The 12264-nt window shown below is 57.3% G+C and carries 13 protein-coding genes; 11 read left to right on the top strand and 2 right to left on the bottom strand.

Annotation, left to right across the window (positions count from 1 at the left end):
- Nucleotides 1-7 precede the first annotated feature (7 nt).
- The 7 genes from V7665_RS09150 (at nucleotide 8) to V7665_RS09120 (ending at nucleotide 7405) form a co-directional block, all read left to right on the top strand.
- Nucleotides 8-1039 carry a 2-oxoacid:ferredoxin oxidoreductase subunit beta gene (locus V7665_RS09150; protein WP_335664234.1) on the top strand — a complete coding sequence of 344 codons (1032 nt, stop codon included), beginning with the start codon at nucleotides 8-10 and terminating at the stop codon, nucleotides 1037-1039.
- 45 nt (nucleotides 1040-1084) lie between these two features.
- On the top strand, nucleotides 1085-1474 hold the full coding sequence (locus V7665_RS09145; RefSeq protein WP_335664232.1) for a GxxExxY protein: 390 nt from the start codon (nucleotides 1085-1087) through the stop codon (nucleotides 1472-1474).
- Nucleotides 1475-1519: 45 nt separating this feature from the next.
- Nucleotides 1520-2512, top strand: a complete 993-nt coding sequence (locus tag V7665_RS09140) for a metal-dependent hydrolase (protein WP_335664231.1) — start codon at nucleotides 1520-1522, stop codon at nucleotides 2510-2512.
- Nucleotides 2513-2526: 14 nt separating this feature from the next.
- Nucleotides 2527-3918 (top strand): cryptochrome/photolyase family protein, encoded by a 1392-nt coding sequence (locus V7665_RS09135; protein ID WP_335664230.1) that lies wholly within the window; start codon nucleotides 2527-2529, stop codon nucleotides 3916-3918.
- A 161-nt stretch (nucleotides 3919-4079) separates the two neighbouring features.
- Nucleotides 4080-4862 (top strand): SDR family oxidoreductase, encoded by a 783-nt coding sequence (locus V7665_RS09130; RefSeq protein ID WP_335664229.1) that lies wholly within the window; start codon nucleotides 4080-4082, stop codon nucleotides 4860-4862.
- A 68-nt stretch (nucleotides 4863-4930) separates the two neighbouring features.
- On the top strand, nucleotides 4931-6181 hold the full coding sequence (locus V7665_RS09125; protein ID WP_335664228.1) for a cyclopropane-fatty-acyl-phospholipid synthase family protein: 1251 nt from the start codon (nucleotides 4931-4933) through the stop codon (nucleotides 6179-6181).
- A gap of 18 nt (nucleotides 6182-6199) precedes the next feature.
- Nucleotides 6200-7405, top strand: coding sequence for a serine hydrolase domain-containing protein (locus V7665_RS09120; protein WP_335664227.1), 1206 nt, complete (start codon nucleotides 6200-6202; stop codon nucleotides 7403-7405).
- A gap of 6 nt (nucleotides 7406-7411) precedes the next feature.
- Here the strand turns inward: V7665_RS09120 and V7665_RS09115 are convergent, their stop codons facing one another.
- Together V7665_RS09115 and purF are read right to left on the bottom strand one after the other, a co-directional pair.
- Complete coding sequence (locus V7665_RS09115; RefSeq protein ID WP_335664226.1) at nucleotides 7412-8113, bottom strand: SDR family NAD(P)-dependent oxidoreductase; 702 nt, start codon at nucleotides 8111-8113, stop codon at nucleotides 7412-7414.
- A 2-nt stretch (nucleotides 8114-8115) separates the two neighbouring features.
- Nucleotides 8116-9639, bottom strand: a complete 1524-nt coding sequence (gene purF, locus V7665_RS09110) for an amidophosphoribosyltransferase (protein ID WP_335664225.1) — start codon at nucleotides 9637-9639, stop codon at nucleotides 8116-8118.
- A 177-nt stretch (nucleotides 9640-9816) separates the two neighbouring features.
- Between purF and hisI the strand changes: the two genes are divergently transcribed.
- From hisI to V7665_RS09090, 4 genes are all read left to right on the top strand, one after another.
- Nucleotides 9817-10188 (top strand): phosphoribosyl-AMP cyclohydrolase, encoded by a 372-nt coding sequence (gene hisI, locus V7665_RS09105; RefSeq protein WP_335664224.1) that lies wholly within the window; start codon nucleotides 9817-9819, stop codon nucleotides 10186-10188.
- Nucleotides 10185-10709: a hypothetical protein gene (locus tag V7665_RS09100; protein WP_335664223.1), complete on the top strand. Its 525-nt coding sequence runs from the start codon at nucleotides 10185-10187 to the stop codon at nucleotides 10707-10709. Before hisI ends, V7665_RS09100 begins: the two co-directional genes overlap by 4 nt.
- 37 nt (nucleotides 10710-10746) lie before the next feature.
- Nucleotides 10747-11169, top strand: coding sequence for a MerR family transcriptional regulator (locus V7665_RS09095; RefSeq protein WP_335664222.1), 423 nt, complete (start codon nucleotides 10747-10749; stop codon nucleotides 11167-11169).
- Between the two features lie 69 nt (nucleotides 11170-11238).
- Nucleotides 11239-12264, top strand: a 1026-nt coding sequence (locus V7665_RS09090; protein ID WP_335664221.1) for an acyl-CoA dehydrogenase family protein, incomplete at its 3' end; no start/stop codon positions are given.

Below are 12264 nucleotides of genomic sequence, written 5' to 3'. Positions count from 1 at the left end.
ATTTGTCATGAACGAGATGACCAAAATCACGACCACGCTGAAAGACTGGGAAACCGATCAGGAAGTGCGCTGGTGCCCGGGTTGCGGCGATTATGCGATCCTCAAGGCGGTACAGCGGACCATGCCGGACCTTGGTGCTGATCCGTCGAAGACGGTGTTCATCAGCGGCATTGGCTGCTCTTCGCGCTTTCCCTATTATATGGAGACTTATGGTTTCCACACCATTCACGGCCGCGCACCGGCTGTAGCGACGGGCGTGAAGCTGGCCAATCCGGAACTGGACGTGTGGATCATCACCGGCGATGGCGACGCGCTGTCGATTGGCGGCAATCATACGATGCATTTGCTGCGCCGCAATCTCGATTGCCAGCTGATGCTGTTCAACAACGAGATTTACGGACTGACCAAGGGTCAATATTCGCCGACCAGCCGTCAGGGCACGCATAGTCCCTCGACGCCTTATGGTTCGGTCGACCGTCCGGCATCGCCCTGTGCCTTTGCGCTGGGTGCCGGAGCGCGATTCGTGGCTCGCGGTATCGATATCCACAAGAACCTGCCCGATGTGCTGAAAGCGGCGCATGCGCACAAGGGTACGTCCTTCATCGAGATTTTCCAGAATTGCATCGTCTATAACAAGGACGTGTTCGAGGAATTTGCCGCCAAGAAAACCGCAGCCGACACGCAGCTTCATCTGGTCGATGGCGAACCGATGCTGTTCTCCAAGGGAACGAAGGGGGTCATCCTCAACCACAAGACGCTGGAGCTGGAAGTGGTCGATGTTGTCGATGGCGACTGGCAGGCGGCAAACGTGATTGTTCATGACGTGACCAACCGTTCGGTGGCGCATATGCTGATCGAAATGCAATTTGGTGAATTCCCGATGGCATTGGGCGTGCTTTATGACGATCCGCGGCCGACCTTTGAAGCGGCGGTGGTGGCGCAGAATATTGCGTCGTCGGCTGGCAAGAAGCCTGATCTGCAGGGTCTGTTGAACAAGGGGCAGACCTGGACGATTACGGAGGACGGGCCGGAACTGTAAAGGATTTTTGCTCGCACGAAGACACGAAGGCACTGAGATGGTGGCGTGCAAGATCTTGAAGCAATCGCCAGAATCTCTGTTGATTGTGGCTTTCACCTGCACAAGGATATTGGGCCGGGGCTGCCCGAATCCGCCTACGAGATATTGCTGTTCGAAAGCCTGAAAGAGAAAGGTCTTTCTGTCGAAAGACAGAAGATCATTCCTATAACGTTCAGGGGCCGGGTTTTGGATGAGGCCTTTTGCGCGGACCTCATCGTCGAAAAGCGACTATTGATAGAATTGAAGTCTACCGAACGTCACTCGCCTGTTCATGCAAAACAACTGCTAACCTATTTGCGATTGATGAATTTGCCATTTGGTTTCCTGATGAATTTTGGCGCAGCCACTTTCAAAGAGGGGGTAAAGCGGATAGCCAATGATTATTATGCAATTTGAACCTCTTCTTCTTTGTGCCTTTGTGCCTTCGTGCGAGATAAAATTTTGGATAATCTGACCCACAGCCTCGCCGGTGCCGTTCTTGGCCAAATGGGCCTCAAGACAAAAACCGGTCTCGGCATGGCGACGCTGATCATCGCTGCCAATATTCCCGATATCGATGCAGTGGCGACGTTGCTGGACGGGGTCCAGCATCTGGCGATCCGGCGCGGGATCACCCATGGCCCGATCGCGATGCTGATATTGCCGCTATTGCTGACGGGGATCATGATTGGGTTTGATCGCTGGCAAGGGAAGCGCGGCAAGCGGCCTGCGGATCGCTTGCCGATCCACAAGGGCTGGTTGCTGGCTTTGGCCTATATCGGGTGCCTGAGCCATCCGGCGCTGGACTGGCTGAACAGCTATGGCATCCGCCTGCTCGAGCCCTTTTCGTCGCAATGGTTTTATGGCGACAGTATCTTCATCATCGACATCTGGATCTGGGCGGCGCTGATCGCCGGCTTCTGGATTTCGCGGCGGCGGGAGAAAAGGAAAGCGAGCAATTGGTCTCGACCGGCGTGGATCAGCTTTGCTGCTGTCTGCGCCTATATTTTTGCCAATGGTCTGATTACCGGCAAGGCAGAAGCGGAGGCCAGGCAATTGCTGGTGGAGCGTGCCGCCGAGTCTGGCCTCGCCGATGTCATTCAGCGGCGTGACGCTATGGTTGTCGCAAACCCGGTGCCATTGCAGTTCTGGAAACGGGAAATATTGTGGCGCGACGGGTCTGCTTTCGGGTCAGGGAAGTTTGGCCTGTTCAACAGCCTAGTGTTGGGCCGGGAACAGAAAATACCGGGAAACGCGGACTTTCTGGAATCTGAAGTCGCAAGGTCGAGTAAGGATGGCGCTGCATTCCTGTTCTGGTCAAGAATGCCGGTCATCACCGCGGTTGGCGCGCGCGTGACGGTAAGAGACCAGCGCTTCATGGATCCACTGGTCGGCGATCGGTTCACCGTTCGAGTCAATGTCCGCAAAGACAGGTTGGAAAAAACGCGTCCCTGAGTAATTGCATGGATATGACAAAACCCAAAATCATCTGGTTCCGCCGCGACCTTCGCCTATTCGATCAAGCCGCTGTCCTGGCGGCGGCATCAAACGGTCCCGTTATTCCGGTCTATATTCTCGACGATGAAACACCCAGGCACCGCAAAATGGGCGGGGCTTCGCGCTGGTGGCTGCACCGGTCGCTGGAAGAATTGGAAGCATGTTTGCAGAATCTGGGGTCGCGGCTGATCCTGCGGCAGGGGCCGGCTGCAGAGCATTTGGCCGAAATTGTCAAATCGACCGGAGCGGATGAAATTCACGCCCTGCATCATTACGAGCCATGGTGGCGCAATGCGGAGCGGGCGCTGGAAAAGGCGCTTGGCGAAGAAGCCCGGCTGATCTTGCACGATGGCAATTATTTGCTGCCGCCGGGGACGGTGACGACCGGGGCTGGCAGTCCGTTTAAAATCTACACGCCGTTCTGGAAGGCGCTGCGCCAGCATATGCCGCCAGCCGAGGCCAGACCTGCGCCTGACCGGCTCGACTCGCCGGAGCACTGGCCGGACAGCGAGGCTCTGGACGATTGGGACCTGCTGCCCACAAACCCGGACTGGGCCGCAGGTTTCGGCGACTATTGGCAGCCCGGTTCCGCAGGAGCCGAGATCAATCTGGAAGATTTCGAAGACAAGGCCACGCAATATGATGAAGGCCGGAATCTGCCTTCCGAAGAGCTGGTGTCCCGCCTGTCGCCGCATCTGCATTTTGGCGAGATCAGCCCGGCGACCATCTGGAACCGGCTGGCGGGGCAGGGTGCCAAGGTCGAAACCTATCTCAAGGAGCTGGTCTGGCGCGATTATGCGCAAAATGTGATTGATCAATTCCCGCAATATGGCGGCGAGAGCTATCGCGAGAAAATGCGCGGTCTGCCTTGGCGCGATATGAACGAGGCGGACGTGAAAGCCGACTTTAAGGCGTGGTGCCACGGCAAGACCGGCTATCCGATAGTCGATGCCGGGATGCGCGAATTATGGGCGACCGGCTGGATGCACAATCGGGTGCGGATGATTGCCGCGAGCTTTCTGATCAAGCATCTACTGATCGACTGGCGCGAGGGTGAGAAATGGTTCTGGGACACGCTGGTTGATGCGGATTACGGCTCCAACAGCGTCAACTGGCAATGGGTTTCGGGAACCGGAGTCGACAGCAATATGTTCGTGCGGATCATGGCGCCGCTCAGCCAGTCGGAGAAATTTTCTGCCGGGGACTATATCCGCTTGTGGGTTCCCGAACTGACCGATGTTGATGATCCCTATATCCATGATCCGGAAGATTTCGGCTGCAAGCCCGCACAATATCCGGCAAAAATCATCGGGCACAAGGAAGCGCGGGCGCGGGCGCTGGAGGCTTATGCCCAGGTGAAATAGGGGGCGGGGATTGAAATGCGGGCGGACCGCCGGTATTAATAATGCGCAGATCAAAAGGTTATCAGGTCGATGAATAAATAGGTCGCCGTCAGGCAATATCAAAATTTACCCCGTTCAGTCCCTAGGGCTGGATATTTTGACACCTATATTCAGGATCTTTCATGCATAGATTATCAGGAAAATTTTGCGTTATCACCGGTGCTGCGCGCGGCATTGGCAAGGCTATTGCCAAAGCTTTCGTCGATGAGGGTGCGACAGTTCTTCTAACCGACTGCGATCCCGAGTCGTTGATCGCGGCTGGCGAAGAACTGCACTGTGACACACTCGTGCTGGACGTCGAGCAGGAAGCGGACTGGCAGCGGCTTGCCACCTTGCACCCGGTTGCCGATGTCGTCGTCAACAATGCGGGCGTGACCGGTTTCGAAGAGGGCGCCCGTCCGCATGATCCGGAACATGCCTCGCTGGAAGACTGGCGCGCGGTGCACCGGGTCAATCTTGACGGGACGTTTCTGGGCTGCCGCTATGCGATCAGGGCGATGAAGGACAAGGGCAGCGGGTCGATCATCAATATTTCCTCGCGCTCCGGTCTGGTCGGCATACCGGGCGCGGCCGCCTATGCCTCGTCCAAGGCCGCGATTCGCAATCACAGCAAATCGGTCGCGCTCTATTGCGCGCAGCAGGGCTGGCAAATCCGCTGCAACTCGATTCATCCCGCCGCGATCATGACCCCGATGTGGGAGCCTATGCTGGGCGAGGGCGAGGCGCGGGCGGCGTCGGAAGCTGCGCTGGTCCGGGATACGCCGTTGCAGCGCTTTGGGGAAGCCAGCGAAGTGGCGGCGATCGCGGTCCTGCTCGCTTCGGACGAAGGGAGCTATATCACCGGTTCGGAACTCAATATCGATGGCGGGATTCTTGCCGGTTCGGCAGCAGCGCCGGGTAGTTGAACCAGGGGCGGGACCTAAGGGATAGTTCTACGTTGCCAAGCGCTTAGCACTGGTCCATATTTGCGCGCATGAATGCGGAAGCTCCCAAACGCGGACAACATTTGCTCGACGCGCGCAAACGATTCGCCACTGGCGGTGGTTTTTTCGCGCGCCTGTTTGCGCCCGGCTTTCACCATATTCTCGATCGGATCGATGCCGGAATGGATCATGGCACGTTCGAGTGCAAGCTGCCCGACGGCACCACCCGGATATTGGGAGGCCGCGGCGAAGGGCCGCTGGCAGATGTCCGGTTGCACAGTTGGAACGGCTTGCTGCGGCTGATCAACAGCGGATCGGTCGGCTGGTATCGGGCATGGGAATTGGGCGAGTGGGACAGTCCCGATCTGGTGCCGGTTTTTGACCTGTTCATCCGCAATCGTGACGGGCTGAAGAATACTGGCCGCGCCTCGGGCTTCTTCAACTGGGTCGTCAGGCGGCGGCATGAGAAGCGCGGCAATGACAAGCGGCGGGCGCGGCAGAATATTCAATATCATTATGATCTGGGCAATGACTTTTACCGGCTCTGGCTTGATCAAAGCATGAGCTATTCCAGCGCAATTTTTGCCGATGAGAAAAACAGTCTGGAAGAGGCCCAGCGCAACAAGATCGCGGCGATTGCCCAACGGCTATCGACCAAGCCGGGGGACAGCGTGCTGGAAATTGGCTGCGGATGGGGCGCGCTTTCGGGCAATCTGGCGCGCGACCATGGCCTGGCAGTGACCGGCATATCGCTCTCCGACGAACAGACGGCGTGGGCGCGGGACCATCATCCCGAGGCGACATTTCTCATTCAGGATTATCGGGACGTCGAAGGCCAATATGATGCCATCGCCAGTGTCGAAATGGTGGAAGCGGTGGGGCAGCAATATTGGCCCGATTTCCTCGACTGCATAGCCCGCAATCTGAAACCCGGTGGTCGCGCGGCGCTGCAATATATCATCATTGCCGATGATATTTTCGACCGATATGCTGCCAGCGCCGATTTCATCCAGACCTATATTTTTCCGGGTGGCATGTTGCTCTCGGAGAGCCGTTTCAGGGCGCTGGCCGAAGAACGGGGCCTGCAATGGACCGATCAGAAGAATTTTGGTCTCGACTATGCGCGGACCTTGAAAATCTGGCGCGAGCGGTTTGACGAAGCGGTTGAACGCGGCGCGTTGCCAGCCGGTTTCGATGATAAATTCGTCCGGCTTTGGCATTTCTATCTCGGCTATTGCGAAGGCGGTTTTCGCGGCGGCGGCATTGATGTCGCGCAGGTCACACTGATAAAAGAAAAATGAAAAAGGGAGAGCGCGACAATGAGGATTTTGGGGAAATGGGCAATGCTGGGCGCTGCCTGCATCAGCCTGACGGCGTGCGAACAGGTACAGAAAGTCGCGGCCAATGCCGCCGGCTTGCCGACTGACGAGAACGTGCTGTTCTGGACCCAGGATCAACGCGACAATGCGTTCCGCCAGATGGAGGTGCTGACCACCACCCGGACGATCGAGGCGGGTGACAGCATTCGGGAACTGCCGGCAGGCAAGCCTCTGCCGAAGACGCTGAAAACCGAGAATGGCGATGTCAGCATCGACGAATATATGGCCGAGCAGCGGCTGGCCGGACTGGTGGTCTTGCAGGATGGCAAAATCCGCCTCGAAGAATATCGGATGGATTTTGGTCCGGATGACCGCTGGACCAGTTTCTCGGTCGCCAAGTCTCTGGTATCGTCTCTGGTCGGCGCGGCGATCAAGGATGGCTTCATCAAGTCACTCGATGATCCGCTGACCACCTATATTCCGGAACTGAAGGGCAGCGGCTATGACGGCGTATCAGTAGAGCAGCTGCTGACGATGACCTCGGGCGTCAAATGGAACGAGGATTATGAGGACAAGGGCAGCGATGTTGCCCGGTTCAACACGACCAAGTCGAAAGACGGTGTCGATCCGGTGATCCTCTACATGAAGACGCTGGTCAACGAAGCCGAGCCCGGCACGCGCTGGCAATATAATACCGGCGAGACCAATTTGATTGGTGTGCTGGTCGCCAAGGCAACCGGCAAGTCGCTGTCCGAATATCTCTCCGAGAAAGTGTGGAAGCCTTATGGCATGGCCAAGGACGCAGTCTGGATATTGAATGATGGCGGCAAGGAGATTGGCGGCTGCTGTATCTCCGCCACCACCCGCGATTTTGCGCTTTTTGGTCAGTTCGCGATGAATGGCGGCAAGATCGGCGACACTGCCGTTGTTCCCGAGGGCTGGTTTGCCAAGGCTGGCACCAAGCAGGCCGACATCGGCCAGCCGGGCGCCGGCTATGGCTATCAGTGGTGGACCTTTGATGATGGCAGTTTTGCCGCGCAGGGTATTTTTGGTCAGGGCATCTTCATTGATCCCAAACGCAAGCTGGTGATTGCCGGCAATGGCAATTGGCCAAGAGCAACGCCGGATGATAAAAAAGTGACGCGCAATGCCTTTTACAAGGCTGTTCAGGACTATCTGGACAGCGAAGCGACGCCGGACAAATGATTGGGGCTAGCTGATCTCGAAACGCTCGCCGGTGGCAAAGTCGCTGGCGAGTATCTCGACCAGCCGGTCTGCGACCACCGATGGCAGTTTGACGCTCTCCGGATCTTCTCCCGGATAGGCGTTGGCCCGCATTTCGGTGCGGGTCCGGCCGGGGTCGACAATCGCTGTACGAATCTTGCCCAAATTGCGCATTTCTTCGCCATAACTGAGCACTAATGTTTCAAGCGCGGCCTTTGATGCACCATAAGCGCCCCAAAATGCCCGCGGCTTGCGGCCGACGCTGCTCGTGATCGCGACCAGTCTGGCGTTGGTGCTCTTGCGCAGCATCGGGTCAAAGCCGGCGATCAATGCTTGCTGGGCAATCAGATTGAGGGTCAGGATCTTGTTGAATTCCTTGCCGTCGATCGTTGGAACCGGTCCCAGTGACCCGAGCATGGCGGCGTTGAGAACCAATATGTCGAGTCCATCCCAGCGGCCGGAAATCGCCGTCGCCAGACGTCCGATACTGTCGCCATCGGTCAGATCAAGCGGCGCGATCGTGGCATTGCCGCCGGCCGAGTGGATCTGCTCTTCGATCTTTTCCAGACCATCGGCGCTGCGCGCGGTAATAACGACATGAGCGCCTTCCCTGGCCAATGCCAGGGCCGTGGCTGCACCGATACCGCGGCTTGCACCCGTAACGAGCGCCAGTTGACCTGCAAATTTCATAATCAGTTCGCTGTTTGCTTGATGCGCGGCAGATCGCCGGAGGGCTCATTGTCCCGTCCCGGACCAGATGAATCCAGTCGTTCGTTGAGCATGGTCAGCTGGTCTGGCTCTTCCTCACCATCGCGGTCGGTGAGGACAGTCGGATAGGCGCCGGTGAAACAGGCATCGCAATATTGCGGCTGGATATCATGGCGGGTTTCTTCACCGGCGGCGCGGTAGAGGCCGTCGATCGACACGAAAGCGAGGCTGTCGGCCTTGATGAATTCCCGCATTTCCTCGATGGATTTTTGCGCCGCGAGCAATTTTTCCCGTTTCGGCGTGTTCACGCCATAAAAGCAGCTGTGCATGGTCGGCGGGCTGGCGATCCGCATATGGACTTCGGCCGCGCCCGCTTCGCGCATCATCTGGACGATCTTCATGCTGGTGGTGCCGCGCACGATCGAGTCGTCGACCAATACGATTTTCTTGCCATTGACCAGCGGGCGGTTGGCATTGTGCTTGAGCTTGACGCCGAGATGACGGACGCCGTCGGTCGGCTGGATGAATGTGCGACCGACATAATGCGACCGGATGATGCCCAGTTCGAACGGGATTCCCGATTGTTCGGAAAAACCGAGTGCTGCGGGGGTGCCGCTGTCCGGGACCGGGATTACAATATCTGCATCGACCGGGCTCTCGATCGCCAGCTGGGCGCCGATTCCCTTGCGCACGCTGTAAACCGAATTGCCATCGACAATCGAATCGGGCCGCGAGAAATAGACATGTTCGAAAATACAGGGCCGGGCCTTAGCTTCGGGAAAAGGACGATGGGAGCGCAGTTCACCATTGGTGACAACGATCAGCTCGCCGGGTTCGACGCTGCGGACATATTCGGCGTCCACCAGATCCAGCGCTACGGTTTCCGAAGCAAAGACATAGGCTTCACCGATCCGGCCCATCACCAGCGGACGGATGCCGAGCGGATCGCGGCAGGCAATCATGCCTTCAGCGGTCATGCAGATCAGCGAATAGGCGCCCTCGACCTGTCGCAAGGCATCGATAAACTTGTCGAGCAAAGTGCGATATTTGGATGTCGCGACCAGATGGATGATGACCTCGGTATCGCTGGTCGACTGGAAAATCGAACCATGGCGGACGAGTTCGTCCCGCAAGGCCAGAGCATTGGAAATATTGCCATTATGAGCGATGGCAAAGCCGCCGGATGCGAGATCGGCTTCGAGCGGCTGAACATTGCGCAAAGTGCCGGCGCCGGTGGTCGAATAGCGGACATGACCACAGGCCGAATCACCGCGCAGTCGGCGGATCACTTCTTCGCTGTCGAAATTGCCGGCTACCGGGCCAAGCGCGCGATGACTGTAAAATTCCTTGCCGTTGCGACAGGTAATGCCTGCGGCTTCCTGTCCGCGATGCTGGAGAGCGTGCAGACCGAGCGCAACCATGGCGGCTGCGTCGTCAATCCCGGCGATTCCAAAAACGCCACACTCTTCCCGTAGCTTGTCGTCATCAAACGGGTGGGTTGTCAGCATATCTCACCTGGCTTGTTATTGGTCGGGCGGGGAATGTCAGCCATATAGGTTTGAAAGGCGGCTTTGTCTGCCCCCAATGTCATAAAATCATAATATTACGCGAACGGGCCAGCATGGGCTGGATCAATTGCGCCATTAGCCGTTGCGCGGGACCGGATCGGGTCTTAATCCACTATCATGACCAATATTGAAAATGATCCCGAGACCGGAAACCTGCTCCAGCCGAAATATGATTCGAACGGCCTGATCACAGCGGTTGTCACCGATGATTCGTCAGGCGCGTTGCTGATGCTGGCGCATATGAATGCCGAGGCCTTGCAACTGACCCAGGACAGCGGCGTGGCGCATTTCTATTCCCGCAGTCGCCAGTGCCTGTGGAAGAAGGGCGAAACATCGGGCAATATCCTGTCGGTCACCGAGATGCGCATCGATTGCGACCAGGACGCGCTGTGGATCAAGGCGGTGCCCGCCGGTCCCGCCTGCCATACCGGCCAGGCCAGCTGCTTTTACCGCAAAATCGTCGACGGCAAGCTGGAGCCGGTCGCATGAGGCATGGCGTTGCGCTGTTTCTTGCGCTGCTTCTGGCGGGTTGTGGAGGCGGGCAACCGGATTCCGAAAAAGCCGTCGCGCCCGTTACTCCGCTTGAGCAGGCGGCGATTGATGCCGGCGTCATTCCCGACGTTCGCAATGTCACGCTTGCCGGTGCTTTTGAACGCAAAAGCGATCTGGGGACAGACAGTTTTTGCGCGGTTGGTAATGACGAAAACGGCTATCAAATCGGGATGATCGCGGTGTTCGGGCCGGAGATCAAATGCGAAGGGCTGGGCGAAGCCGAACGCAATGGTGAAAAGGTCCGGATCACCCTCAACAGCGAAGAGAAGTGCAGCTTTACGGCCCGGTTTGACGGCGTCGAATTGAGTCTGCCCGGCGATCTTCCCGATGGCTGCGCCAGCTATTGCAGCTCGCGCGCAGGGTTCGAGGGGGTCAGTTTCTTCATGATCGGGGAGGGTGATGCGGTTGCCCGGTCAACCGGTGGCCGGGATTTCGAAAATCTTTGCCCTGGCGGCTAACATTGACGTTTACGTTAGCGTAAGCTATATGAGGGCTATGTCACAGTCACCAAGCCATGCCGAAATTGATACGCCCGATCTGCAGAATCGGGAAACCTATACGATATCCGACCTGTCGGACGAATTTGGCGTTACCGCTCGGGCCTTGCGATTCTATGAGGATGAGGGGCTGATCGCCCCGCACCGCAAGGGCCTGTCCCGGATATATACCAAGCGCGACCGGGCACGGCTGGCCTGGATCATGCGAGCGAAAAATGTCGGGTTCAGCCTGACCGAAATCCGCGAGATGATCGATCTCTATGACCTTGGCGATGGCCGGAAGACGCAGATGCAGGTCACCGTCGAAAAATGTCAGGAAAAGGTCGATACGCTGAAGAAACAGCGCGCCGACATCGACAGTTCGATCAAGGAACTGACCGGTTTTATAAAGATTGTGCAGGACGCCAGAGCGGACACATAAGCACAGCATCAATAGAGGATCGACGCCGGTAATATCCGGCAACCCCATTTGAGCAGAAAGTAGAAAATCATGCCCAGTTACACCGCACCTATCGGCGAAGTCCGGTTCATCCTCAACGAAGTCCTCAATCTGGAGCAATATGCCAACGTCCCGGGTTTTGAAAATGCGACACCGGAAATGGTCGATGCGATCCTGACCGAGGCCGGAAAATTTTCGACCGAAGTGCTGCATCCGCTCAATCAATCCGGTGATGAGGAAGGCTGTACCCGTCATGACGATGGCAGCGTCACCACACCCAAGGGCTTCAAGGAGGCCTATCAGCAATTGACCGAAGGCGGCTGGACGACATTGTCATCGCCTGAAGAATATGGTGGTCAGGGATTGCCGCGCGTTGTCGGCAATGCGGTGATGGAATTCATGGTTTCGGCCAATCAGGCGCTGGAAATGTACACCGGCCTGACGCAAGGCGCCATTGCATCGATCCTTACCGAAGGCAGCGAAGAGCAAAAGCAGACTTACGCCACCCAGATGATTTCCGGCAAATGGACCGGGACGATGAACCTGACCGAAGCCCATTGCGGCACCGATCTGGGCCTGATCCGGACCAAGGCGGAACCGATATCCGGCTGCTATTCGATCACGGGGCAGAAGATTTTCATCTCGGCCGGTGAGCATGACATGGCTGAAAATATCATCCATCTGGTTCTGGCAAAGACACCGGGCGCGCCAGACAGTTCCAAGGGCATCTCGCTGTTCATCGTGCCAAAATTTCTGGTCAATGAAGATGGAACTTTGGGCGAGCGCAATGGCGTCAGCTGTGGCTCGATCGAGGAAAAAATGGGCATCCACGGGAATGCAACCTGCGTGATGAACTATGATGGCGCGACCGGCTATATGGTCGGCGAAGAGAATAAGGGCCTGCGCGCCATGTTCATCATGATGAACGCGGCGCGTTTGGGGGTTGGACTGCAGGGTCTGGCTCAGGGCGAAATTGCCTATCAGAATGCGGTTATCTATGCCGGCGACCGTCGCCAGGGCCGGGCGCTGACCGGAGCGCAGGATCCGGAAGAAAAAGCGGACACATTGTTCGTTCAC

It is taken from the genome of Parasphingorhabdus sp., assembly GCF_036964675.1.
Lineage (GTDB): Bacteria > Pseudomonadota > Alphaproteobacteria > Sphingomonadales > Sphingomonadaceae > Parasphingorhabdus.
Note: the sequence above shows the minus strand (reverse complement) of the source record. Positions and strands in the feature narration are given on the sequence as shown.

Coding starts and splice junctions, on each gene's coding strand:
- V7665_RS09115 (WP_335664226.1), bottom strand. CDS start 8,113: ATGAAATTTGCAGGTCAACTGGCGCTCGTTACGGGTGCAAGCCGCGGT.
- V7665_RS09125 (WP_335664228.1), top strand. CDS start 4,931: ATGAATGCGGAAGCTCCCAAACGCGGACAACATTTGCTCGACGCGCGC.
- V7665_RS09120 (WP_335664227.1), top strand. CDS start 6,200: ATGAGGATTTTGGGGAAATGGGCAATGCTGGGCGCTGCCTGCATCAGC.
- V7665_RS09095 (WP_335664222.1), top strand. CDS start 10,747: ATGTCACAGTCACCAAGCCATGCCGAAATTGATACGCCCGATCTGCAG.
- V7665_RS09130 (WP_335664229.1), top strand. CDS start 4,080: ATGCATAGATTATCAGGAAAATTTTGCGTTATCACCGGTGCTGCGCGC.
- V7665_RS09150 (WP_335664234.1), top strand. CDS start 8: ATGAACGAGATGACCAAAATCACGACCACGCTGAAAGACTGGGAAACC.
- purF (WP_335664225.1), bottom strand. CDS start 9,639: ATGCTGACAACCCACCCGTTTGATGACGACAAGCTACGGGAAGAGTGT.
- V7665_RS09100 (WP_335664223.1), top strand. CDS start 10,185: ATGAGGCATGGCGTTGCGCTGTTTCTTGCGCTGCTTCTGGCGGGTTGT.
- V7665_RS09135 (WP_335664230.1), top strand. CDS start 2,527: ATGACAAAACCCAAAATCATCTGGTTCCGCCGCGACCTTCGCCTATTC.
- hisI (WP_335664224.1), top strand. CDS start 9,817: ATGACCAATATTGAAAATGATCCCGAGACCGGAAACCTGCTCCAGCCG.